The sequence below is a fragment of the Chryseobacterium sp. JK1 genome (genome assembly GCF_050632815.1).
In the GTDB taxonomy this organism is placed as follows: Bacteria; Bacteroidota; Bacteroidia; order Flavobacteriales; family Weeksellaceae; genus Chryseobacterium.
The window spans coordinates 359,476-383,023 of record NZ_JBODRU010000003.1 but is presented as its reverse complement, the minus strand read 5'-3'; the positions used below and the strand labels follow the sequence as shown (position 1 = coordinate 383,023).

Here is a 23,548-nt window from a genome sequence, read left to right as displayed (position 1 = left end):
TTTTTCCATTTGAGTCTTTTATGAATTCATCATGAACTTTCAATTTCTTAATGTGAAGTTTTTTTTAATAAAAATTAAATTATTTTATTATTAACAATATCATTTGGCTTTTGAGGTTATTTGAATTAATTATAAATAATTGTAAATTTTTTTTCATAAATATAATTAAAGTGAAGTAAAATAGTGAAATGTTTAATTTTGAATTGAGAGCATAAATCGATTTTTTTTCTGAAAAATATAATTCTTGGCACGATTTTTCAATATACAAACACAACTCATGTTTAATTTGAGTTTTCATGGTTATTAGTTTTTATCCTCGGAATTTCCGAGGATTTTTTATATTTATACCATACTTCTCTTTTTATAAGAGTTGATAATTAGCTTTTCCTCGGATAGATCCGGGGATTTCTCTTTCAGTAACTTGGTATAAAAATCAAGACACGTAAATCATGTACGGCTTATAACTTCAGATAAGAAGCAGGAGATTAATATTTTATATACGGAAAGCTCTTTTTGAGAGGTGTTTTTGTTTTGTAAGCTCCTGAAATAATGGTTTTAGATGAAATATCACTATATTATGAAATAATTTATATATTTGTCTTAATAGCTTTTAAATGATTACCCCCCCCTTTAATGATACCTTTTTAAAAAATTGGTAGAATTTTGCTTTCGAGATAAATTATTTAATATATATATATTATGAAACCTCTTAAAATTTACTTTTCAGCAATTTTTTTATCAGCCAGTTATATTGTTTATGGTCAAGTAGGGGTCAATACTCCCACGCCACAAACAACTTTAGATGTTGTTGCCAAAAATGCCACTGGGAGTTCTACTTCTCCTGATGGACTGTTAGTTCCCAGAATAGACAGGCAAAGAGCTCAAATAATGACGGGAACAACGGTTTCCACTCTGGTGTATATTAATAGTGTAGCCACAGGCACACAAGCGGGAGCAGCTGTAAATATAGATACAGTAGGGTATTACTATTATAATGGCTCCGCTTGGGTTAAGCTTCATAATCCGGCTAATACAACTTTTGTATCCAATAATATATACACTGCTGATGGCGCTTTAACAGGTAACAGGGTTGTAACTCAAGGAGCCAGCACTTTGGCATTTAGAGGAACTTCGGTAAATGCGTTTTCGGTGGATGGAACTACATTCTCAGCAGATGCTGCAAATCATCGTGTAGGCATTGGTACTGGGACACCTGCAGTGACTTTGAATGTACTTCCAGTTGCAAACGAAGCCTCAATAGATGTTATTGCAGCAGGAGCCAGAAACTGTGGAATTCCTTGTGGAAATCCAGAAATCCGAAACATTACCATGTACAATGATCAGCAATTTGCAACACAGTTTGCGACATTAGATTTTATACCGGGCATTACGGCAACTTCCCCTTCAGGAGCTGCGATAAGAGGGATAGACAGGGATATCAATAATAATTATGCCGGATTACAGTTTTATACCCGAAACGCAATAGATTATGCTCCCCGATTAACTGTAAAATCATCAGGAAACGTGGGGATAGGAACCATTACTCCTGCGGTAAAGCTTGATATACAATCTGGAGGAACAGTAGCTACACCTATTTCGGCTGTTAAAATTGTAGATGGAAATCAGGCTAATGGTTATGTTCTTACCTCAGATGGTGTAGGGGTAGGAACATGGAAAGCATTACCTGCAGCTCCGGCATCTGTAAATCTTTATAATACAGATGGAACATTAGCAAGTAACAGAATAGTGAGTCAAGGAGCAAATACGTTAGCTTTTAACGGTACATCCACTAATTTGTTTTCTGTTGATGACAATAGTTTTTCTGTAGATGCTGTAAATCATAGAGTGGGAATTGGTACCACTACTCCAAATGCAAAACTGCATACGGTGGGTACTGCACCCTATACAGCATTTCAGCTTCAGGATGGAAACGAGGGAGTGAATAAGGTTTTAGCGAGTGATAATGCGGGTAGAGCTACATGGGTAGCTAGTTCAAGTACCATCGCCACAATATTAGGAACTATGAATACAACAGTGAAACCAGTGGCTGCAAATACGCTTATTGGATCAAGTTTAACCCTGCCTGCTGGTAGATGGTTGGTCTATATAGGACAATTATTGTACAGCTCAACTGCTGCAACTGCTGCTAACAACTCATGGGTTCGTATTACACTGAGTAGCAGTAATACCGTTTTAGCCAATACGACTTTTTCTTTTCTAGCCAGTAATCTTGTAGCAGGGTGGTTGTCTCCAAGTGTAGCAAGTGGATCTGGGTATTCTTTTTTAACGGGAGTTATTCCCATACAGGTTAATACACCCACTACAATCTATTCGTGGTTTAGAACTATTGATAATGTAGGAACTCCTCCAACAGCCAATGTTGGGAATAATGGAGAAAATTATTTATTTGCCAGTCCTATGAATTAGTAAATGAGAAATACATATTGAGTCGTCCTAAAATAGGTTGACATAAAAATTAAATACTATTCAATCCGGAGATGCATTTGTTTCTTCGGATTTTTTTTATGTACCATTTCTGGAGTTTGCATATTTAGACTTAGATATGCTCTTTTGGTATTGTAAAGATAAATAAATTCGTTGGAATTATGTTGGAATGAAATCAAAACAAAACCCCTAAACTTTTTATGAATTAAGTTGTAGGGGTTTTTTGAGGTACCTAGCGGATTCGAACCGCTGTAGATGGTGTTGCAGACCACTGCCTAGCCGCTCGGCCAAAGTACCGTGTTTTACCATTTTTGAGGTGTGCAAATATAGTAAAAATACTTTATGAACAAAAGTTTTTAGATAATTTCTTTTACTCCAATCGCTTCTATTTCTCTTTTTGCCTGAATTTCAGACTCATAATTTTTGATATTAACAACCCTTGTTTCGCTCCAGCTGTCGTGCCAACCGTTGGTTCCAAAGAAAGAAAGCCCATCAAAAGGAACAAGTCGGGAAAGACTTCTATAAAAAATTTGCTGCGTAGTGGGTTTTGTGCCATCTGTACTGATAACTTTAGTTCCGGTAATATACTTTGAAATACTTCTGCCATCTGTATAGTTTTCCATCAAAAAGTAATATAGGAAATAATTGAGGTTACCTGTAAAAAGTTCCCAAAGTACTCCACCGTTATTGTAGAAGTAGAAAAACTGAATAGAGGTCGTTTTGTAAAGAAGATTAAAAATACCATAAAGGATATAATTAATAACAATCAGAACAATAAGGTCCAGAAAGTTATTGGCAAACCTTACTCCGAGAGAGGCTTTATTATATTCAACGATGTTTAGAATTTTTTTCATGGTTGGTTATTAGTTTTTTGTATATATGGATTTTAAAATCCGTTGACAAGCAGTTTTAATGACGCATTGGTATCAATCACAGCGGTAATGCCAGTATTGTTGAGGAGAATTTTACTGGGTTTAAGATTGAAAACTTTCCCGTTCATTTTTAAGCCCTTGTAATATTCTTTGTTAAAAGTCTCTTCAATACTTTTTCTGGAGGCATCTTCCAGTTCCTGAGTCGGAATACCATATTCCTCTTCAATCATTTTTACAATTTTACCCTGAAACAGGAGAGACGCTGTTTTGTACAGAATATTGGTTGTTTTTAACTTAAACTTGGTTTCCGATAAAACAATTTTTCTCTTTACCTCATCATACACAGGGATTCCTGAGATAATAGAAGTTCCCTTTATATAACCGTCTGTTTGAGCCTCAATCACAACTCTGTTATCTACACCATATACTCTGATATCAGTTACTTTTACTTTAGAATCACGAATGTCAAACTCTTTATTTAAAAAAGTCTTTCGTGCCATGTTGCTCGCTTCTGTAAAAGGAATATTGGCGGTGGTCTGCAATACAAATTTGTCTGCAACAGTAGGAGAGGTGCTAAAATTAGAAACCGCAGTCACCGGTAAAGAGGCTGCAGGCTTACTTCCTGTAAACGTTTCCGAATAAATATCCACCCCTAAAGTCGCATTGATCTGATTACCATAAAACTTTAAAGGAGTAATATTTACGCCAATCGGGCTTACCTTCAGCCAGGTATTGTATTCCTCAGAAATATTGAATGGTTGGAGGAAAGTATTCCACGCCATAAGAGCATATTGCTGAAAATTGAGCTGTGTAGCCATTTGCTGATCGATAGTTTTGCAGAATTTTTCTTGCTGCTCCTTAAGGTTCTTTTCAACAATAGGAGTGATGGGAATCTGTATTCTTCCATAGTCAAGAACAGGTTTAGTTACCCAACGGAATCCGTTGGGTTGAGTATTGGTGGTGATAGTCCAGTTATTATTAAAAGTAACCGTTGTGTTAAAAGACATGACCGTTTCAAAGGTTGTATTCTGATAAGTGTATACTCCCAGAGTTCCGATCCCTTTTTCTGCCCATACTTTTAAAGGCACTTCTATCAGTAGATTCTGACTGGTACCGCCAACAAGACGGATGGGACGGGTTTTCCAGACTTTAACTTTAAACTGATCATTATTGTTATCCGTATAAGAATCATCCTGGTAGATCAAATCCTTTACCGAAGCATTGATCATATTGCTTAATTCCGAAAGAGGAATGGTTACGGGCATCGTAATGCTGGACTTGATCTTTGGAAAGTTGTAAGTGGCCAACTGATTATCAACACCGGTTTGTCCGAAAGCATTGATAAAAGCTACTAGAAATAATATTTTAACGAGTTTCAATTTTTTTATGTTTTTTATGAATGAAAATAAAAATGTTAATTTTCTGGTTTAAAGCTTTTTTCCAGTTCAATGCTGGCTCCTTTCATTTCTCCCTGCATCGGTGGAGCGGTTTTCGTTATCTTTAATTTGATATATCCAATTTGTGGAAAACTGCTGTGAATCTTTGAAATAATCCTTCCGGCAACATATTCAAGAAGTTTGGATTTTATTTTCATTTCCTGATGAAGGATATCGTTGATGTCGGCATAGCTTATCGTATCATTCAAATCATCAGATTCTGCGGCTTTCCACAAATCTGTATGAATTTCTACATTCAGAATATAGTAGGTTCCGATAATGTTTTCCTCAGGTAGTACGCCATGGTAGGCATATATTTTTACATCTTCAAGATATATTTTGCTCATCGTCTTCAATTTTACTAAGCAAAAATCGTCTTAATTCTTCAAAATCTGAATTTATTTCAACAGTTTTTTTCTCCTTTTTCATAAGGTCATTCAATGACTCCGGAATTTCAATGGAATTCTGAATGGCTTTTTCTACTGCATCAGGGAACTTTACAGGATGTGCTGTTCCTAAAATAAAGCCTTTCTTCTCAGTATTTTTTTGTAAATATTGGTTCATCGATGCAAATGCAACGGCACTGTGAGGTTCCAGTATATATCCATATTTCTGATAGACTTCTGTGATGGTATTCATCGTTTCCTGATCATTAATTGAATAGGCAGATATCTTACTTTTTAATGAATCAAACTGATGGCTGAACAGCTCCAGGATTCTGACAAAATTGCTGGGATCTCCCACATCCATGGCATTAGATAGAGTAGGAACGGCTTGTTGTGGCTGATAATTTTGGGTTTTCAGATAATCAGGAATTACATGATTTTCGTTGCATGCAGCAATAAAATGTTCAGAAGGAAGTCCTCTGAAATAAGTGAGAATTCCGGCACAGATATTTCCAAAATTTCCGCTGGGAACACAAATGACAGGCTTTTCACGGTTTTGCTCAAGCCATTGTTTATAAGCTAGCAGATAATAAATTTGCTGAGGGAGCCATCTGGCAACGTTGATGGAATTTGCAGAAGTTAATAGCAGGTGATCATTAATTTCCTGATCTGCAAAGGCTGCTTTAACCATATTCTGACAATCATCGAAACTACCGTCAACTTCCAATGCTGAAATATTCTCTCCCAACGCAGTGAGCTGCTTTTCCTGAACTGGGCTTACTCTGTTTTTAGGATAAAGAATCACCACATGTATTCCCGGAATTTTATAAAACCCGTTAGCAACGGCTCCTCCGGTATCTCCAGAGGTTGCAACAAGAACGGTTACTTTTTTCTGTTGATCTTTCAAAAAATAGGAGAGACAACGGCTCATAAATCTGGCCCCAATATCTTTGAAGGCGAGAGTAGGACCGTGAAACAGCTCAAGAATCGATATCTGATCGTTAATTTTGATAAGTGGAATTTCAAAATTGACCGTTTCGGAGGCTATTTCCCACAGAATTTCTGAGGGAATTTCATCTCCTACAAAATCCTTCATGCATTGATAAGCAATTTCTTCCTGAGTATATGAAGTAAGGTTCTGAATGAATTCTTCGTCAAACTGAGGAATATTTTCGGGGAAGAAAAGTCCCTTGCTTTGTCCCTGTCCTTTTATGGTGGCATTTCTGAAATCAACAGTTTCAGAATGGTCTTTTAGATTATAGTAGATCATTTTTTTCAATTAATAAGTTATAGAGATGAAGATTCTTCTTCAATTTGAATTCCTTCCGGATTTATTTTAGAAACATAAACGAAGCTTTCAATTTCAATAGTATCATATACCGATTTCATAAATTGTGCAATGCGTTCAGCTGTTTCTTGTTTTTCGGCCAGCATAAAAATAGAAGGACCGGATCCGGAGATGCCTCCTCCAAGTGCTCCCATCTGAAGACTTCCCGCCTTAATTTCGTCGAACTTTGGAATCAGAATACTTCGTACAGGTTCCACAATGACGTCATGAAGACTTCTTCCAATTAATGATAAATCATTTTTTTGAATACCGGCGATCAGTCCTGCAATATTTCCCCATTGCTCTACAGCACTTTTCAGCGAAATATTCTTTTTCAGAATCTGCCTTGAATCTGAAGTTTTTACTTCGACCTGCGGATGTACTGCTGCAACAAATAATTCGGGAGCATTCAGCGGGATGATATCTATAGGATCTGTAGATTTTACCAAAGTAATACCTCCATAAATGCAAGGGGCAATATTATCGGCATGACGTACCCCAGAAGCAAGCTCTTCTCCGAACATGGCAAAATGAACCATTTCCTCTTTTGATAAGATGTTTTTTAAAAGAATGTTGGCTCCAAAGGCGGCTCCGGCGGCACTTGCCGCACTGGAGCCGAGCCCGCTGCCTGGTTTAATATGTTTACGGATTATCACTTCAAAACCTGTGTTTAACTTAAGATGTTCCTGAATTTTTAACAAAACAATACCGGCAACATTTTCTGAAGGATTTTCAGGAAGCCCGAAGGAGTCTTCATGTTTAATAATAATATCCGGAGTTTCCAGAATTTTCAGTTCCATTTCATCGTAAGGTTCGTGTACGGCCATTCCAAGAATATCAAATCCACAAACGAGGTTGGCTACTGTAGCAGGAACTTTTATTTTTACTTTTTTCATAATGTATGTATTTTAAATGGAACGTATAATGTCTGCAAAAACTCCACTTGCAGTTACTTCGGCACCTGCACCTGCGCCTTTTATCACCAATGGCTGTTCAGAATATCTTAATGTTTTAAAAATGACAATATTATCTTTTCCGTAAAGATGAAAAAGATCACTATCGGAAGCTACCTGCTGTAAACCAACTTTAGCTTTTCCATTTTCAAATTCTGCGGTGTATTTTAGTATTTTCCCATTGTTTTGAGCGTCGTTTAGCAGACTTTTAAAATGGCTTTCATATTCAGTAAGCTTTTGATAGAAATCTTCTACACTTCCCTGCATACATTCTTCGGGAAGAAAACTTATGTTTTCAATTTGCCCAAACTGTAATGGATATCCGGCTTCTCTCGCTAATATTAAAATTTTTCTGGCAACATCAGTTCCCGATAGATCAAGTCTTGGATCAGGTTCTGTATAACCTTCTTTCTGTGCCTGAGCTACAACTTCAGAAAAAGTCCTACTACTGTCATAATGATTGAAAACAAAATTTAATGTTCCGCTCAGTACTGCTTGGATAGAGATTATTTTATCACCACTTTTGATCAGATCATTGATGGTTCCTATTACAGGAAGCCCTGCACCAACATTGGTCTCAAAATAAAAGCTGCAGTTATGGTTTCTGGCTGTATTTTTTAAAGTTTTATACTTTTCAAAATCTGAGGATGCTGCAATTTTGTTACAGGCAACAATATTGATGCTTCTATTCAGTAAACTTTCATACATTTCGGGTACATCCGGACTGGCAGTGACATCAACAAATACCGAGTTCCTCAAATTTCTTTGTATAATTTCTTCTGCAAATTCCCTGGAAGATGCTTTTTCACTTTGCTTTTCCCAGTTGAGATAGTTTTCATGAGAAATACCCTGATCTGAAAACATCATGTTACGACTGTTGGAAATTCCAGCAATTCTCAGATTGATTAAGAAGGTCTCTTTTAAATATTCATTTTGATCATAAATCTGTTGAATCAACTTTGAACCTACATTACCGGTACCACAAATGTAAAGATGGATCTGTTTAATTTCTGATTCAAAAAATTCTTCGTGAAGAATATTAACCGCTTTTTTACTGTCTTTTTCGGAGATAACAATACTTATATTTCTTTCTGAAGATCCTTGAGCGATAGCTCTGATATTAATACCGTTGTTCCCAAGACATCCAAACATTTTAGCACTTACTCCGCTTCTGCTTTTCATATTTTCACCTACTAAAGCGACAATGGCAAGACCTGTTTCAATTTTTACAGGGTAGACTCTTTCTAAATTAATGTCATCCGCAAATGCAGAATTGATCGCACTTTCTGCATGGAAAGCATCTTTTTCATTAATCGCTATCGTAATGGAATGCTCAGAAGACCCTTGAGTAATCAGAATGATATTTATTTTTTCCTGACTTAAGCACTGAAATAATTTGGCTGATATTCCCGGAATTCCTACCATACCGCTGCCTTCCAAAGTAACCAGAGCAATATGGCTCATATTGGAAACGCCTACTGCTATCTGCTGTTCTTTATTTTCTGCTTTTTTCAGATGATGAGAGATCAATGTTCCCTGTGCTTCTGGAGCGAAAGTATTTTTAATGAGCAGATCAATGTTTTTTACCATCACAGGTTGAATGGATGGTGGATATAACACTTTTGCTCCAAAGTGGGAAAGTTCCATTGCTTCATGATATGAAATTTCTGAAATAGGTTTAGCATTAGATGCCAAGCGCGGATCAGCGGTCATCATTCCGCTTACGTCTGTCCATATCTGAAGTTCTTCTGCATGAACAGCGGCTGCGATAATAGAAGCAGTATAATCGGAGCCACCTCTTCCCAATGTCGTTCTATTATTTTTAGAGTCACTGGCTATAAAGCCCGGGCCAATTATGATTCGGTTTGAGTGCTCACTGAGATAATTTTTAAGATTCAGATCGGTTAGACTGAAATCTACTTTTGCATGAGTGAAATTGCTGTCGGTTTTAATAAGATCAGCAGAGTTCATCCATAGGCAATCAAGCCCTTGTTCCTGAAGTCTGGCTGCAATAATCTGAGAAGAAAGAAATTCACCGTATGAAGCAATTTTATCTTTAATTCTATCGGTAAGTTCTCCTAAAACAGCTATTCCGTTATAGAGATCTTCCAAATCATTACAATGTTTTTTTACAAAACTCAGCCACGAACTTTGGTTAGCAACAGGGATGAGTTCCTTGACAAGGTTGATATGTTTTTCTTCAAGATATTGAAGGATGTTAAGGTAATTTTCATCTTTCAAAGATGCTGATTCTGCAGCTTTAATCAACTGGTCTGTAACGCCATGAAGTGCTGAAACAATAACTAGAATTCTGTCTTCTGAAGATTCTTTTCTGATGATGTTTTCTACCAGAAGTATATTTTGAGAATGGGCAACTGAAGTTCCCCCGAATTTTAAAATTTTCATCAATTATTGATTTAAAATGAGGTAAAAATGTAATGGTTACTCTTTGAAAAAAGAGTACAGGTGCAGGTAATAATATGTGAAAATTTCCCCCGTTAAGGGGTAGTTGTTGTAGTTGTGAATGTAGAAACAGCAGATACTCCTGAAATAGCGGACTTCAGGATAGAAATATCAGATATGTTTCTAGAAAAACTCATTGTAATGAGACAAATGTACAAATTAATTTGAAATATCCAAGTTTTATTTGAAAATTAAATATTTAGAAATCAATATTTTGTATTGATATGATATTAATACCGACAATCTCTACAATAGTTTTTAAAATAGGTTGCTGTTAGAATTCATAACAGTCAATGGATTGTTATGATAAAATTTCACTTATTAAAAATGATAGGTTAATAGTATTTTTCTATTAATTCTTATAATTGTGAGTAATTTTTTGCTGTAGAATGAAATGATTTGTTATATTTATAAAATGAACTAAGTCAAATTGTTATGAAAAAATCAAAAAAATTAAACAGAGTAAGTTTAAAAAAAATTAATGGAGGAATAGGGTCATGCAATGAAAACTGTCCTGATGGTCCTTATGGTCCCAATGAACAGAAATCATGTGGAGAGTATTTTGGGTTGCCGGAATGTTGTAAAAAGAGGGTTCTGGTAAGTTATGAATGTTTTGAACCGTTTTAATTTAAAGAAGAAATTTAACAATAATATTCTTTATTACCATTTTAAAAATAATTACTATGAAAACAATTAAAAAATTATCAAGAGAAGAAAAGAAAAGTATTAACGGAGGTTTTACTGATATTCAAATTGAAGCCTGCGGTGGCGAACAGTTCGTGTGTTTCCGTGGTGGTGGAGCGTGGGGATGCTGGAGAAAGCCCGGAGGAACCTGCTATGCTCCAATGCTGTAGTTTTCATTTAATGATAAAACAATATCATAAAAAATTATCAGTTACATAGCTGAAAAGTATCAACGAAGAGGCAATACGGGATATAAGGAAATTATGGCAATGGACCGGAATATACAAACAGCTGCAGGAGCTATTGAACATTATTACAACTGCAGAAATTGTTTAGATGTAAGCCCAGATTGCTATGGTTCGGATTATTCCGATTTTAATCATTAAGAACCGTTGATTCTTTACAAAATCCAATATGTTACAAAATTAAAACCACTATGAAAAATTTAAAAAAGTTAAACAGAAAAGAACTTGAAAAATTACACGGTGCGGCCGCTTCAAACTGTACGGGGTGTCCACAGCACACTACCTACGGAAACAGCCCTGGAGATGCTCCGTGTGATGCCTATCAAATGCTTCCTTTGCGTTGCAAAATGTGTGTTATCGTCAGCATGGAATGTATGGAAGGAGGAGTGTCTTAGAATCATGAATAAGACTATTTTCAATCTTTTTTTACTATAATAATCTTTCAAAAGCATAGTTAGTGCTCATAAGATTAATGTTAAAACTAAATAACTATGAAACATCTTAAAAAATTAAACAGAAAAGATTTAGAACAGATGAATGGTACAGGTATTTCAAGCTGCAATGGATGTCCTACCCATCTTGTTTTTGGCCCGGGTTCTCCAACAGATCCGTCATGTGAGGCGTATTGGACATTATCAGAACAATGCAGAATGTGTGTTGTTGTTAGTGCAGATTGTTTTGTCTTTATTACTTAATGGCCTGAATTGAGACATCTTATAAAGATAAATGCTCATTTTTAAACATAAAAAAAGCACTGTTTCTACAGTGCTTTTATATTTATTTTATACTTTTTGAGAGATCAAGCATTGCCTCAATCGGCTTTAGCGCTTTTACTCTTAATTCTTCATCAATAAGAATTTCAGGAAGTTCATATTTCATACATAAATATAACTTTTCCATCGTATTACGTTTCATATAGAAACATTCTGAACAGTTGCAGCTTTCATCAAAAACTAATGCAGGGATCAATTCTTTATGGGGAGCACGTTTTCTCATTTCGTGTAAAATTCCTTCTTCTGTTGCAATGATGAATTTCTGACACTCGTCTTTTTCAACATAATCCAATAGGGCAGAAGTAGAACCGATGAAGTGAGCCAGTTTAAGAACAGCTTCTTCACTTTCAGGGTGGGCAATCATTTTCGCATCTGGATTGTCTGCCAATTGTTTGGCAATTCTTTCCATAGAGAACGCTTCGTGTACAATACAGCTTCCGTCCCAAAGGATCATATCGCGTCCTGTCTTTTTGGAAAGGTATCTTCCCAGGTTTTTGTCTGGTGCAAAAATGATGGGTCTGTCTTTTGGTAATGCTTCAATAACAGTTTCCGCATTGGAGCTGGTAACGATGATATCACTTTCTGCTTTGGTTTCAGCATTACAGTTGATGTAAGTGGCAATTAAAGCATCGGGATGTTGTTCGCGCATTTTTCTTAGCCCTTCTCCTGAACAACCGTCTGCCAGAGAGCATCCAGCCATGGTATCCGGTAAAACTACTTTTTTAGTTGGGTTTAAGATTTTAGCGGCTTCTGCCATGAAATGTACTCCGCAGAACACAATCATATCAGCATTGGTGTCTTTTGCCTGTCTTGCCAGCTGCAGAGAATCTCCAAGGAAATCAGCGATATCCTGGATTTCTCCCGGTTGGTAATAATGTGCAAGAATAACAGCATTCTTTTCCTCTTTCAGTTTCAGAATGGCTTTTACCAATTCTTCTCCTTTGGGAATGGCTATATCTTTTATATCCAGAAATCCTTTTACAGGAATTGCAGATTTAGCTTTTTCTAATGTTTCGGTACTCATATCAACCTCAATTTTTTATTATCAGAAGGTAGAGGTTAGAAATTAGAAGTCAGATTCCGGGAGTATTGGGGATACTTCTCTCTTCTGGCTTCTCTCTTCCAGCCGTTAATTACTGATAAAACTTTTTATTAAACTTTCTATTTCTTTTTTAGCTATATCAAGATCGGCATTGATGACGATCTTATCAAACTCATTGGCGTAAGACAACTCTTCTTCTGCCTTGGCTACACGGGTTTGAATGGTTTCTGCATCATCTGTGTCTCTTGAAATCAATCTTCGTTCCAATTCCTCGATGGAAGGTGGTTCTATAAAGATAGACAAGGCTTTATCTCCGAAATATTTTTTCAGAGAAATACCTCCTTTTACATCTACATCAAAAATAACAACTTTTCCCTGATTCCAGATTTTTTCTACTTCAGATTTTAAAGTACCGTAATATTTGTCAGTGTATACTTCTTCATATTCTACAAAAGCATTTTCTGAGATTTTCTTTCTGAACTCATCAGGAGTTAAAAAATGATAATCTACCGCGTGAACTTCACTTCCTCTTGGCTGTCTGGTTGTGCAGGAAATGGAGAATTCCAGTTCAGGAAATGTTTCCAGAGAATGTTTTACCAATGTAGTCTTTCCGCTTCCGGATGGAGCTGAAAATATAATTACTTTATCCATAAAGTGGTAAGCTGTTGGTTGATTGTAAAAGCTTGCTTTCATCTTTTACAATCAGCCTTCAACCATTTATAATACGTTTAATGTTTGCTCTTTAATTTTTTCTAAATCGTCTTTCATCATGACTACCAGTTTCTGAATAGCAGCGTGATTGGCTTTGGAACCTAATGTATTGATCTCTCTTCCGATTTCCTGAGAAATAAAGCCCAGTTTTTTACCATTGAAAGATTCATTATCCATTACTTCTTTATAATATTTCAAATGTTGGGTAAGTCTTACCTTTTCTTCTGAAATGTCAAGTTTTTCCGTAAAGTAGGCCATTTCCTGATAGAAACGGGTTTCATCTACATTTTCGAATTCTTTCAAAGCTTTTTGGTAGCGTTCTTTTACACTTACAATTCTTTCTTCTTCAAAAGGAATAACCTCACCAAGATATTTATCAATGTTTTGGATATTTCTGTTGAGTTCTTCGTGCAGAATACTGCCTTCCGTTGTACGGAATTCTTCAAATCTGTCTACAGCAGCATTTACGATCTTTGCTAAAGCTTCCCATTCGCCTTCTGTAAGTTCGTCGGGTCTGGAAGTAATAGCATCAGGAAGTCTAACCGCCATTTTAAGGTATTCGAAATCGGGACCGTCTGAAGCGATTTTTTTCAATTCATTCATATAAGAATCAATCAGGTTCTTGTTGATTTTTACATCATTAGACTCTTCAAGATTCTCCAGATTCACGTAGCAATCTACTTTTCCACGGATAATTCTATCATTAAGAATTTTTCTGATCTCAAATTCTTTTTCTTTATAACGTAAAGGAATTTTAATATTTAGATCAAAGCTCTTGCTGTTCAGAGATTTAATATCTATTGTTATTTTTTTTCCTTCAAAAACACCTTCGGCTCTACCGAAGCCAGTCATTGATAAAATCATAGTTTTTTATTGTTCTACAAAGATAAACATTTAAATTAGCACAGTGAAATCTGTAATGGTTACATATTACCCATAAAATAATGAACGTGAAGTGATGAAAAATTTGATTTCTGTAGTAGGACCCACCGGAATTGGTAAAACAAAACTGGCCATCGATCTGGCTCAGCATTTCAATACGGAGATTGTTTCCTGCGATTCCAGACAGTTTTTTAAAGAAATGAAAATCGGTACGGCGGCACCTTCCGACGAAGAATTGGCTGCAGCACCTCATCATTTTATCGGAAATTTATCAGTAGAAGAATATTATTCTATTGGTCAGTATGAAGAAGATGCTTTAAAAAAACTGAATGAACTTTTCAAAAATCATGAAACCGTTATTCTGGTAGGGGGAAGTATGATGTATGAAAAGGCAGTCATTGAAGGGTTGAACGATCTACCGGAAGCCGACGAAGAAAACCAGAAAAAGCTGAATGACATTTTCGAATACGAAGGAATTGAAAAACTTCAGGAAATTTTAAAAGAACGAGACCCGGAATATTTTGCAGTAGTGGACTTTCATAATCACAGAAGACTTTTGCGTGCTATTGATGTTATTTGGCAGACGGGAAAAAAATATTCTGAATTAATCGCTGTATCTCAGGACTCCAGAGACTTCAACGTGATTAGAATAGGAATTGAAGCTCCAAGAGAAGAACTGTATAGCAGGATCAACCGAAGAGTGGATATTATGATGGAGAAAGGGCTGCTGGATGAGGTAAAAGGTCTTGAGAAATTCAAAGGACTGACCGCTTTAAATACAGTAGGATATGCTGAATTGTTCAAATATTTTGATGGGGAATGGGAGCTGGATTTCGCTGTTTCGGAAATTAAAAAGAACAGCCGAAGATACGCAAAACGTCAGCTGACCTGGTATAGAAAGGCGAATGATATTCATTATTTATCATTGGGATATTCTGAAAAAGAATATGAAGATTTACTGAAATGGATTGCTGATCAGTTTTAGAAGTAAAACTCAGTAATTTTAAAATATAGATTCCTACGGAATGACATAGTGCATGGATAAATTAAGCATCCAGTTTGTCATTTCGTAGGAATCTAAGGTTAAGTTCGTATCGTAATAAAAAGAACTGATACAAAAAATGCGGCTCTAAAAAGAACCGCACCTTAATTAACAAATATAATTTAATTTACTACTTCCAACCACCGCCAAGCGCTCTGTATAGATCTACAATGCTGCTTAATCTCTGTCTTTTAATGGAAGCCAGGTTCAGCTCTGCCTGTAGGGAATTCCCCTGTGCTGTAATCACTTCCAGGTAATTGGCTGAACCTCCTTTATAAAGAAGCTGTGCACTTTTAATACCATCTTTCAGTGTAGTAGCCTGCTCAGATGCTTTTTGCTCCTGAACTTTCAGACTTTCGTTAGAAACCAAAGCGTCAGAAACTTCTCCTACAGCATTCAGTACCGATTGACGGAATGATAGAACATTTCGTTCTCTCTGAATTTTAGCCACTTCAAGATCTGTTTTCAATTGTCTTTTCTGGAAAATAGGCTGAGTGATTCCTCCTAAAACCGATCCGAACAATGATGCAGGAATCTGAAACCAATTATCAAACTTGAAAGAATTCACTCCTCCGTTAGCGGTAATTTTTAATGAAGGATACATATTCGCTTGTGCAATTCCTACCATAGCATTAGATTGCAACAATGCCAGTTCCTGCTGACGTACATCCGGTCTTCTGCTTACCATCGCTGCAGGAAGGCCTGCTGTGATATTTTGTGGTAATGAAGTATCAGACATCTCAATGGTTCTGCTTACCTTATTGGGAAGTTCACCTACAAGAATACTTAAAGCATTTTCCTGAATAGCAATATTCTGTTCCAACTGAGAAATTAACAATTCCGTGGCCTGTTTCTGAGCGGTAGACTGCTGAACTCCTAAAGAAGTCGTATCTCCACTTTCCCACATTTTCTGTGTGATCAACAATGTATTATCACTCAATTCAAGGTTGGATTTTGCAATTCCCAATTGTTTGTCAAGCATTAGCAGGTTATAATATCCCTGAGCAATAGCTGCGACAACCTGAGTCTGAACGGCTTTTGAACCTTCATAAGTTTGCAGATACTGCATTCTTGAAACTTCCTGCTGGTTTTTGATTTTTCCCCAGATATCGGCTTCCCATGAAAGGTTGAAGGCTGCATTATAATCTTCAACATGGCTCTGACCTAAAAATAAATTTAAGCTCTCACCATTCATACTGTTTTTGGAAGGCTTAGAAATCTGTCCTGATACTCCGAAACCAACATCAGGATACTGCATATATTTTGCCTGTTTCAGCTTTTCCTGTGAAGCGGCAACTTGTTTTAAAGCGATCTGAAGATCATAGTTATGTTTGATTCCTTTTTCAATCAGATCCTGTAAGATAGGATCGTTGAAAAACTGTTTCCATTCCAGGTTGGCAACGCTGGCTGTATCGGCAGTTGCAGTATACTGGAATTTTTCAGGAAGCGGAAGCTCAGGTTCTGCGTATGCCAGTTTTGAAACACACGAAACAGAGCCTATAGCGATCGCAAAAGTTAAAATAATATTTTTTACTCTTTTCATAGTTTTTAAACTTTTGATAGAATACAAAACTTTGAGTGGTTCTTGATACAAGATTGTCTTTAGTAGGAGAAAATACTTTGTTTTTGAACCTGTAAGAACATTGAATGATGAGACGCTGACATATGATATTCGTATTGTTCTTACTATTTTAAAGAAAAACTTAACGGGTTACATTAATTTTTCGTTGTTTTAAAATTTCTCAAAGTTTTGTAGTTCATTTTAAACTTTTGATAGAATACAAAACTTTGAGTGGTTCTTGATACAAGATTGTCTTTAGTAGGAGAAAATACTTTGTTTTTGAACCTGTAAGAACATTGAATGATGAGACGCTGACATATGATATTCGTATTGTTCTTACTATTTTAAAGAAAAACTTAACGGGTTACATTAATTTTTCGTTGTTTTAAAATTTCTCAAAGTTTTGTAGTTCATTTTATTAATGAGGACTTGATAAAAGTTCAGCCTCCAGTTTTTGTTTTTGAAGTCTTTTCTTTTTTCTGCTCGGCATTTTCTCATGCAGATACTGGAAGACTACATACATTACCGGGATGATGAAGATCCCGAATATTACTCCTGTCAACATTCCACCTACAGTACTGTACCCGATGGAGTGATTTCCTTTGGAAGAAGCTCCCTGAGTCCATACCAACGGAAGCATTCCTACGATAAAGGCAAAAGAGGTCATTAGGATAGGTCTTAAACGTAATCTTGATGCCTGAAGAGCAGATTCTATTAATGATTTTCCTGCTTTTCTTCTCTGTACGGCAAATTCCACAATCAGGATGGCATTTTTGGCGAGCAATCCTACCAACATGATCAATCCTACCTGTACATAAATGTTATTGTCGATACCTGCTAATCCTGTGAAAGCAAATACTCCGAAAATCCCTGTAGGAATTGTAAGAATAATCGCGAACGGAAGAATATAACTTTCGTATTGAGCTGCCAGAAGGAAGTATACAAATAAGATACTCAGGAAGAAGATAAATGCCGTTTGGCCACTTGTTTTGATCTCTTCACGGGTAATCCCTGTCCATTCATATCCATATCCTCTTGGAAGTGACTGCTGAGCAACTTCTTCCACTGCTTTGATGGCATCTCCGGTACTGTATCCTGGTTTAGGAGTTCCGTTAATGGTAACAGCGTTGAAAAGGTTATTTCTTGTTACGGTTTCAGGACCGAAAGATCTTTTTAACGTTACCAGTGTTTTTGCAGGAACCATTTCTCCAGATTTGTTTTTAACATAAATTCCTTCTAACGAATTCACATCTGTACGGTAAGGGATATCCGCCTGTGCCATTACTCTGTAATACTTTCCGAATCTATTGAAATCCGAAACAAAGCTACTTCCGAAATAAATCTGCATCGTCTGCATCAGATCTGTAACAGAAACACCCAACTGATTGGCTTTGTCTGTATTTACATCAATAGTATACTGAGGGTTTCCTGCAGCATAGGTAGTAAAGGCAAAAGCAATTTCAGGTCTTTTCATCAGTTCACCAATGAATTGCTGAGTGGTTGTTCCTAGCTGTTCGAAAGAACCATTCGTTTTGTCCTGAAGCATAAATTCGAATCCGGAAACGTTACCAAAACCTTGTACAGTAGGGAAGTTGAAGAAGAATGCATTGGCATCTTTTACCTGGCTTACCTTTCCTGTTAATGTCGCTGCAATCTGATCAGGGTCTTTCATTTCGCCACGTTTGTCATAATCTTTAAGCTTAATGAAACCCGCAGAATATGGAGAAGCGTTCGCATTACTGATGAAGTTCATACCATCCGCTACCCAAAGGTGGTTGGTGGCTTTTTCACCATTGATGATTTTATCAATTTGTGCTGTCGCTCTGTGAGTTCTTTCCAATGAACTTCCCGGAGGAGTATTTACAGCATAGAGTACGAATCCCTGGTCTTCAGTAGGAATAAATCCTGACGGTGCTTTTTTGATTAGAAATACACTTGCAGCTGTAATAACAACCAGACCGCCAATGGCTACCCATTTATTTTTAATTAAAAACTTAAGGCTGTAAATATATTTTCTGGTCATGCTGTTGAAGCTGGCATTGAAAGCATTGAAGAATCTCGCTCCAAAACCTTTTTTATGACCATGTTCACCATGCTCTCCTTGAGGATCGTTTAGGAACATTGCACATAATGCGGGGCTCAGTGTTAATGCATTCACCGCTGAAATTAAGATTGCGATAGCTAATGTGAAGGCAAACTGTCTGTAGAATACTCCTGCAGGTCCCTGCATGAAACCAACCGGAATAAACACGGCACACATTACCAGGGTAATAGAGATAATCGCACCGGAAATTTCACTCATCGAGTGCATGGTAGCGTGCTCTACTGGCATTCCTGTCTGTTCCATTTTTGAGTGAACAGCTTCCACCACTACAATGGCATCATCCACTACGATACCAATAGCGAGAACCAGGGCAAACAAAGTAAGCATATTGATACTGAAACCAAAAAGCTGCAGGAAGAAGAAGGTTCCAATAATTGCAACCGGTACTGCAATTGCAGGAATTAGTGTAGATCTGAAATCCTGAAGGAAAATATATACTACAATAAATACCAGAATAAAGGCAATTACTAATGTTTCTACTACCTGATGAATTGAAGCATCCAAAAAGTCTTTGGAATTGTACATGATAATAGGCTTTACTCCTTTAGGAAGAGTAGTTTCCATTGTTTTTACCTGCTTTTCAATCTCAGTAAGGATTTCATTTGCATTGGAGCCTGCAGTCTGTAGTATGGCAAATCCTGCAACCGGTTTTCCATCTACTCTGTTGGTGGCAGTATACGTATAAGAACCGAATTCTACTCTTGCTACATCTTTTAATCTTAGGAAAGAGCCGTCACTATTTGCTTTGATGGCAATGTTTTCATAATCTTCCCCTTTGTTAAGCTTTCCTTTATATTTAAGGATATATTCATAAGTTTCCTTACTTCCCTGTCCAAGACGTCCGGGAGCAGCTTCAAGGTTATGATCTTTGATCGCCCCAAGAACTTCTTGTGGAGAAAGGTTGTTAGCCGCTAATCTGTCCGGTTTCAACCAGATTCTCATGGAATAATCTCTGGTTCCGAATACCTGTGCCTGTGCTACTCCGGGAATACGTTGTATCTGAGGAATTACATTGATCTTCAGGTAATTTTGAAGGAATAGTTCATCATATTGTTTTTCATCTTCACTGGTTAATCCCATGAACATGATCATACTGTTCTGTACCTTCTGGGTTGAAATTCCCGCCTGTACCACTTCTTGAGGAAGCTGGCTCATTGCTTTCGATACACGGTTCTGTACGTTTACCGCAGCGTTATCAGGATCTGCTCCCTGTTTGAAGAATACACTAAGAGTCATAGTACCGTCGTTACTCGAGTTGGATGTCATGTAAGTCATGTTTTCCACCCCGTTTACGGCTTCTTCAATTGGGGTTGCTACCGAACGTGCTACTACCTCAGCGTTGGCTCCAGGGTAGAATGCCGTTACCTGAACGCTTGGAGGAGCGATATCCGGGAAAAGGGCAATCGGTAAATTAAAGAGAGACAGGGCTCCCAATAATAAGAGTATTATGGAGATGACCGTTGAAAGGACCGGTCTTTCTATAAATTGTTTTAACATAAGAAGTTTATTTTTTTAAGTCTTCTGTATTCGGAAAGGACTAAAGTGGTTTTGCTTTTAATAAGCTGTCAGAAGAAATATTTTTCGGTCTGATGGATGCACCGTCTTTCAAGCTTCCGATCCCTGTGAATACAATTTTTTCTCCAGGAGTAAGTCCTTCGGAAATAAAGTAATAACTGTCTGTTTTTCCAGAGATTTTGATAGGTCTTCCGGTTACTTTTTTATCCTTATCCATTACATAGACGTATGTTTTATCCTGAATCTCAAATGTAGATTCCTGAGGAATAACCACTGCATTGGAAAGAAGTTGTGGCATACGCACTCTTCCTGTATTTCCGGTTCTTAAAGTTCCGTTGGCATTAGGGAATACGGCACGTACACTGATGGCTCCGGTTGTTTTATCAAACTGTCCGTCTACAATACTCAATTTCCCTTTTTCAGGATAGGTACTGTTGTCAGCTATGACCAAATCAACCATTGGCATATTCTTCAGTTTTTCTTTCAGGTTGGCTCCGGGATATTTATTTTGGAAAGCAATAAAGTCAAGCTCACTCAGTGAGAAATAAGCATAGATTTCACTGATATCAGACAGAAGAGTTAGCGGATTAGGATCTGCTTTTGAAATCAGACTTCCTTTTTTATAAGGAATTCTACCGATGTATCCACTTACAGGAGCTGTAATGGTTGTAAATCCTACGTTGATTCTTGCACTTCCTACTGATGCTCTGGCCTGTGATGCTGCAGCAACTGCGGCTTCATAATTAGCTTTTGCAGTCTTAAGCTGTACGTCAGAAACTACTTTTGCAGCAACAAGTGGCTGAAGTCTGTCAACTTCTACTTTTGCCTTTTGAATATTAGCATTAGCCACCTGAAGGTTAGCCTGAGCCATATTCATCTGTTCGCCGTAGCTTCTTGAATCTATTTTGAATAAAGGCTGTCCGGCTCTTACATAAGCTCCTTCCTCTACGTAGATCCTGTCCAGATATCCATCCACCTGAGATCGGATTTCTACGTTATTTTTACCTTCCAGAGCAGTTGGAAATTCCTGATATGTAGTAGCGGGAGATGTGATAACGGTATAAACCGGAAGTTCTGGTGCTGGCATTGCGGCATTAGATCCTTCTGCGGCTTTGGTACAGCTCTGTAAAAGAATTATACTTGCAATAAGTACAATAAACCTTGTTTTTCCAGGTATTTTCATTTTTTGGTTTAATTTTTTTAATGAAGTGTTAGATTTAAGTAATGTTACTTGTAAATAAATGCTGTTTTTTTTCCTAACAGTGTTAATAATTTGTTCAAAAAAAATTACAGAATTTTTAATGTGCAATAGAGTCGATAGTTTCCATAACTGAAAATTGTTTAATGTTGGTTTATATATAAAAGATGAGGTGTAGTGTGTTAATTTTGCTAACGGTGTTAATTTATGAGATAAAAAGATTACCTTTACTCTTTAATTCTGCAGAATTTTACATCAGTTAATTTTAGTTTTAATCAGGATATACACGAATGGTACTATTAATTCAGTGTTAAATTTCCTAACGGTGTTAATTTTTAATTCAAAAAAATTTTATAAAGACTTAATAAAAGCCAAAACAGTTTCGTCTAAAGTCGTTTTGTTCATGGTAGAAGGGATGTCTGCATTACGCATCATCATAATAGAGATCATACCATGTACAGCAGAAAAAAGTGCGTGTGACATGTGACAGGCATTATCCAGATTGGAACCGTTTTTCTCAATAATCTCATAGGTACATTCAAAAATAAGCTCCTGGAACGAGGAAAATTCTTTTTTCATCTGCCCTTTACCACAACATTGCATTCCCAGACCAAACATAAGCTGGTAATATTCTTTATTATTAAAAGCAAAATTCCAATATGCATCTACAATAGCCACCAGTTGATCTTCCGGAGTCTCGTGTTTCTGCTGGGCTTTTAATAATTCTATATGTAACTTGTGAAAACCATCCAGAGAGATCTCAAACAGAATGGCATCTTTGTTTTCAAAATAATCATACACTACCGGAGCGCTGTATTCAATAGCATCCGCTATTTTTCGCATAGATAGTGATCCCCAGCCTTCAGTTTTGGCCAAAGTGAAAGCAGCCTGCAAAATATTTGCACGGATGGATTCCTTTTCTCTTTGACGACGTTCGTGTAAGCCCATGATATTTTTTTACTAACAGCGTTAGCAAAACTACAAACTTTTTAATATAACTTCCAAAGGATATGATGAATTTAATGTTGCGGAGGGGATAATTAACACCCAAAATCTTGGCTTCAAAAAACAGGAAACTGTTTACTGGAAGATAGTTTGACGTTGAGATGAAAAGATTATAGAATTTGACTATAACTATTTTTGAGCACCCAATAGCTTCAGTATTTGCATTTTGGCTTTCTTTATCATGTTAAAAATATAAATGTCTTATCCTGAACCCAATCTATTAATGAAAGAAATATCTATCTTTGCCAGTAAAGAAAAAAGGATATGAATACTCCCTCAAATATGTTGGCATTAGGAACAAAAGCTCCGTTTTTTGAACTTCCTAACCCCTCAAAAACGAATGAACTTCAGTCTTTGGAAGAACTGAAAGGAGAAAAAGGAACGTTGGTGATCTTCATGTGCAACCATTGTCCGTTTGTACTTCATGTGATCGATAAGATCAATGAATTGTATGAAGACTATAATGAACGCGGAATTGAATTTATCGCCATCAATGCAAATAATATTGAAAAATATCCGGACGATTCTCCAGAAAAAATGATCGAGTTTCAGATTGAAAGAAGATTTGATTTCCCTTATTTATTTGATGAAAGTCAGGCGGTTGCTAAAGCATATGATGCTGCTTGTACCCCGGATTTTTATTTCTTTGATGATAAATTGGATCTTGTATACAGAGGTCAGATGGACGATTCAAGACCGGGAAATAATAAAGATGTAACCGGAGAAGACCTGATTATTGCTTTTGAAAATCTTTTGTTGGGAGAACCTCAGGAAGAAATTCAAAGACCAAGTATGGGATGCAATATTAAATGGAAATAATTGCTGGTTACTAGTTATTTAGTTACTAGTTTTAGTCATTATAATACAAGCTGCTCTTTTGGAGTGGCTTTTTTGTTTCTTGTTG

Annotated in this window: 20 protein-coding genes and 1 tRNA gene; 7 read left to right on the top strand and 14 right to left on the bottom strand. The window is 36.7% G+C overall.

Annotated features, from left to right (window positions below; translation table 11 throughout):
* The first annotated feature begins 699 nt into the window (after nt 1-699).
* Nucleotides 700-2,427 carry a hypothetical protein gene (locus ACQ76T_RS18405; RefSeq protein WP_431344711.1) on the top strand — a complete coding sequence of 576 codons (1,728 nt, stop codon included), beginning with the start codon at nt 700-702 and terminating at the stop codon, nt 2,425-2,427.
* Nucleotides 2,428-2,671: 244 nt separating this feature from the next.
* On the opposite strand, the gene ACQ76T_RS18400 is transcribed toward ACQ76T_RS18405, so the two are convergent.
* The 7 genes from ACQ76T_RS18400 to thrA all read right to left on the bottom strand — a co-directional run bounded on the left by ACQ76T_RS18400 (nt 2,672) and on the right by thrA (nt 9,825).
* Nucleotides 2,672-2,742 (bottom strand) — tRNA-Cys (locus tag ACQ76T_RS18400).
* A gap of 59 nt (nt 2,743-2,801) precedes the next feature.
* Entirely contained in the window at nt 2,802-3,299 is a 498-nt protein-coding gene (locus ACQ76T_RS18395) for an RDD family protein (RefSeq protein WP_431344710.1), read from the bottom strand.
* A 32-nt stretch (nt 3,300-3,331) separates the two neighbouring features.
* Nucleotides 3,332-4,696, bottom strand: coding sequence for a DUF4403 family protein (locus ACQ76T_RS18390; protein WP_431344709.1), 1,365 nt, complete (start codon nt 4,694-4,696; stop codon nt 3,332-3,334).
* Nucleotides 4,697-4,731: 35 nt separating this feature from the next.
* Nucleotides 4,732-5,100 carry a dihydroneopterin aldolase gene (gene folB / locus ACQ76T_RS18385; protein WP_431344708.1) on the bottom strand — a complete coding sequence of 123 codons (369 nt, stop codon included), beginning with the start codon at nt 5,098-5,100 and terminating at the stop codon, nt 4,732-4,734.
* Nucleotides 5,081-6,409 carry a threonine synthase gene (gene thrC, locus ACQ76T_RS18380; protein ID WP_431344707.1) on the bottom strand — a complete coding sequence of 443 codons (1,329 nt, stop codon included), beginning with the start codon at nt 6,407-6,409 and terminating at the stop codon, nt 5,081-5,083. The genes folB and thrC overlap by 20 nt, the downstream gene beginning before the upstream one ends.
* 17 nt (nt 6,410-6,426) lie before the next feature.
* Complete coding sequence (locus ACQ76T_RS18375; protein WP_431344706.1) at nt 6,427-7,362, bottom strand: homoserine kinase; 936 nt, start codon at nt 7,360-7,362, stop codon at nt 6,427-6,429.
* Between the two features lie 12 nt (nt 7,363-7,374).
* A complete protein-coding gene (gene thrA / locus ACQ76T_RS18370) occupies nt 7,375-9,825 on the bottom strand; it encodes a bifunctional aspartate kinase/homoserine dehydrogenase I (protein ID WP_431344705.1) in 2,451 nt (816 codons plus the stop codon).
* 492 nt (nt 9,826-10,317) lie between these two features.
* Here thrA and ACQ76T_RS18365 point away from each other — a divergent pair, with 492 nt between their 5' ends.
* The 4 genes from ACQ76T_RS18365 (at nt 10,318) to ACQ76T_RS18350 (ending at nt 11,506) form a co-directional block, all read left to right on the top strand.
* Nucleotides 10,318-10,509 carry a hypothetical protein gene (locus ACQ76T_RS18365; protein ID WP_431344704.1) on the top strand — a complete coding sequence of 64 codons (192 nt, stop codon included), beginning with the start codon at nt 10,318-10,320 and terminating at the stop codon, nt 10,507-10,509.
* Between the two features lie 56 nt (nt 10,510-10,565).
* On the top strand, nt 10,566-10,736 hold the full coding sequence (locus tag ACQ76T_RS18360) for a bacteriocin-like protein (RefSeq protein ID WP_431344703.1): 171 nt from the start codon (nt 10,566-10,568) through the stop codon (nt 10,734-10,736).
* Nucleotides 10,737-11,002: 266 nt separating this feature from the next.
* The gene (locus ACQ76T_RS18355; protein ID WP_431344702.1) at nt 11,003-11,206 is read left to right on the top strand and encodes a bacteriocin-like protein; all 204 of its coding nucleotides are present in this window, start codon (nt 11,003-11,005) and stop codon (nt 11,204-11,206) included.
* Nucleotides 11,207-11,302: 96 nt separating this feature from the next.
* Nucleotides 11,303-11,506, top strand: a complete 204-nt coding sequence (locus tag ACQ76T_RS18350) for a hypothetical protein (RefSeq protein WP_431344701.1) — start codon at nt 11,303-11,305, stop codon at nt 11,504-11,506.
* An 82-nt stretch (nt 11,507-11,588) separates the two neighbouring features.
* On the opposite strand, the gene nadA is transcribed toward ACQ76T_RS18350, so the two are convergent.
* From nadA to ACQ76T_RS18335, 3 genes are all read right to left on the bottom strand, one after another.
* Entirely contained in the window at nt 11,589-12,608 is a 1,020-nt protein-coding gene (gene nadA, locus ACQ76T_RS18345; RefSeq protein WP_422693984.1) for a quinolinate synthase NadA, read from the bottom strand.
* A 105-nt stretch (nt 12,609-12,713) separates the two neighbouring features.
* Complete coding sequence (gene gmk, locus ACQ76T_RS18340; RefSeq protein ID WP_431344820.1) at nt 12,714-13,277, bottom strand: guanylate kinase; 564 nt, start codon at nt 13,275-13,277, stop codon at nt 12,714-12,716.
* A 66-nt stretch (nt 13,278-13,343) separates the two neighbouring features.
* Nucleotides 13,344-14,201, bottom strand: a complete 858-nt coding sequence (locus ACQ76T_RS18335; RefSeq protein ID WP_431344700.1) for a YicC family protein — start codon at nt 14,199-14,201, stop codon at nt 13,344-13,346.
* 94 nt (nt 14,202-14,295) lie between these two features.
* Here ACQ76T_RS18335 and miaA point away from each other — a divergent pair, with 94 nt between their 5' ends.
* The gene (gene miaA / locus ACQ76T_RS18330; RefSeq protein WP_431344699.1) at nt 14,296-15,204 is read left to right on the top strand and encodes a tRNA (adenosine(37)-N6)-dimethylallyltransferase MiaA; all 909 of its coding nucleotides are present in this window, start codon (nt 14,296-14,298) and stop codon (nt 15,202-15,204) included.
* 187 nt (nt 15,205-15,391) lie between these two features.
* Here miaA and ACQ76T_RS18325 read toward each other — a convergent pair whose 3' ends face one another.
* The 4 genes from ACQ76T_RS18325 to ACQ76T_RS18310 all read right to left on the bottom strand — a co-directional run bounded on the left by ACQ76T_RS18325 (nt 15,392) and on the right by ACQ76T_RS18310 (nt 22,587).
* On the bottom strand, nt 15,392-16,804 hold the full coding sequence (locus tag ACQ76T_RS18325) for an efflux transporter outer membrane subunit (protein WP_431344698.1): 1,413 nt from the start codon (nt 16,802-16,804) through the stop codon (nt 15,392-15,394).
* Nucleotides 16,805-17,240: 436 nt separating this feature from the next.
* Entirely contained in the window at nt 17,241-20,423 is a 3,183-nt protein-coding gene (locus ACQ76T_RS18320) for an efflux RND transporter permease subunit (protein WP_431344697.1), read from the bottom strand.
* A gap of 40 nt (nt 20,424-20,463) precedes the next feature.
* Nucleotides 20,464-21,624, bottom strand: a complete 1,161-nt coding sequence (locus ACQ76T_RS18315) for an efflux RND transporter periplasmic adaptor subunit (RefSeq protein WP_431344696.1) — start codon at nt 21,622-21,624, stop codon at nt 20,464-20,466.
* Nucleotides 21,625-21,990: 366 nt separating this feature from the next.
* Nucleotides 21,991-22,587 carry a TetR/AcrR family transcriptional regulator gene (locus tag ACQ76T_RS18310; RefSeq protein WP_431344695.1) on the bottom strand — a complete coding sequence of 199 codons (597 nt, stop codon included), beginning with the start codon at nt 22,585-22,587 and terminating at the stop codon, nt 21,991-21,993.
* 321 nt (nt 22,588-22,908) lie between these two features.
* Here ACQ76T_RS18310 and ACQ76T_RS18305 point away from each other — a divergent pair, with 321 nt between their 5' ends.
* Nucleotides 22,909-23,463 carry a thioredoxin family protein gene (locus ACQ76T_RS18305; protein ID WP_431344694.1) on the top strand — a complete coding sequence of 185 codons (555 nt, stop codon included), beginning with the start codon at nt 22,909-22,911 and terminating at the stop codon, nt 23,461-23,463.
* Nucleotides 23,464-23,548: the final 85 nt, after the last annotated feature.

Bases quoted from the DNA above. Each gene is read 5' to 3' on its own strand.
- ACQ76T_RS18305 (WP_431344694.1), top strand. From the start codon at position 22,909: ATGAATACTCCCTCAAATATGTTGGCATTAGGAACAAAAGCTCCGTTT.
- ACQ76T_RS18335 (WP_431344700.1), bottom strand. From the start codon at position 14,201: ATGATTTTATCAATGACTGGCTTCGGTAGAGCCGAAGGTGTTTTTGAA.
- miaA (WP_431344699.1), top strand. From the start codon at position 14,296: ATGAAAAATTTGATTTCTGTAGTAGGACCCACCGGAATTGGTAAAACA.
- ACQ76T_RS18360 (WP_431344703.1), top strand. From the start codon at position 10,566: ATGAAAACAATTAAAAAATTATCAAGAGAAGAAAAGAAAAGTATTAAC.
- folB (WP_431344708.1), bottom strand. From the start codon at position 5,100: ATGAGCAAAATATATCTTGAAGATGTAAAAATATATGCCTACCATGGC.
- ACQ76T_RS18310 (WP_431344695.1), bottom strand. From the start codon at position 22,587: ATGGGCTTACACGAACGTCGTCAAAGAGAAAAGGAATCCATCCGTGCA.
- ACQ76T_RS18365 (WP_431344704.1), top strand. From the start codon at position 10,318: ATGAAAAAATCAAAAAAATTAAACAGAGTAAGTTTAAAAAAAATTAAT.
- gmk (WP_431344820.1), bottom strand. From the start codon at position 13,277: ATGGATAAAGTAATTATATTTTCAGCTCCATCCGGAAGCGGAAAGACT.
- ACQ76T_RS18405 (WP_431344711.1), top strand. From the start codon at position 700: ATGAAACCTCTTAAAATTTACTTTTCAGCAATTTTTTTATCAGCCAGT.
- ACQ76T_RS18350 (WP_431344701.1), top strand. From the start codon at position 11,303: ATGAAACATCTTAAAAAATTAAACAGAAAAGATTTAGAACAGATGAAT.
- ACQ76T_RS18395 (WP_431344710.1), bottom strand. From the start codon at position 3,299: ATGAAAAAAATTCTAAACATCGTTGAATATAATAAAGCCTCTCTCGGA.
- ACQ76T_RS18325 (WP_431344698.1), bottom strand. From the start codon at position 16,804: ATGAAAAGAGTAAAAAATATTATTTTAACTTTTGCGATCGCTATAGGC.
- ACQ76T_RS18375 (WP_431344706.1), bottom strand. From the start codon at position 7,362: ATGAAAAAAGTAAAAATAAAAGTTCCTGCTACAGTAGCCAACCTCGTT.
- ACQ76T_RS18320 (WP_431344697.1), bottom strand. From the start codon at position 20,423: ATGTTAAAACAATTTATAGAAAGACCGGTCCTTTCAACGGTCATCTCC.
- nadA (WP_422693984.1), bottom strand. From the start codon at position 12,608: ATGAGTACCGAAACATTAGAAAAAGCTAAATCTGCAATTCCTGTAAAA.
- ACQ76T_RS18315 (WP_431344696.1), bottom strand. From the start codon at position 21,624: ATGAAAATACCTGGAAAAACAAGGTTTATTGTACTTATTGCAAGTATA.
- thrC (WP_431344707.1), bottom strand. From the start codon at position 6,409: ATGATCTACTATAATCTAAAAGACCATTCTGAAACTGTTGATTTCAGA.
- ACQ76T_RS18355 (WP_431344702.1), top strand. From the start codon at position 11,003: ATGAAAAATTTAAAAAAGTTAAACAGAAAAGAACTTGAAAAATTACAC.
- thrA (WP_431344705.1), bottom strand. From the start codon at position 9,825: ATGAAAATTTTAAAATTCGGGGGAACTTCAGTTGCCCATTCTCAAAAT.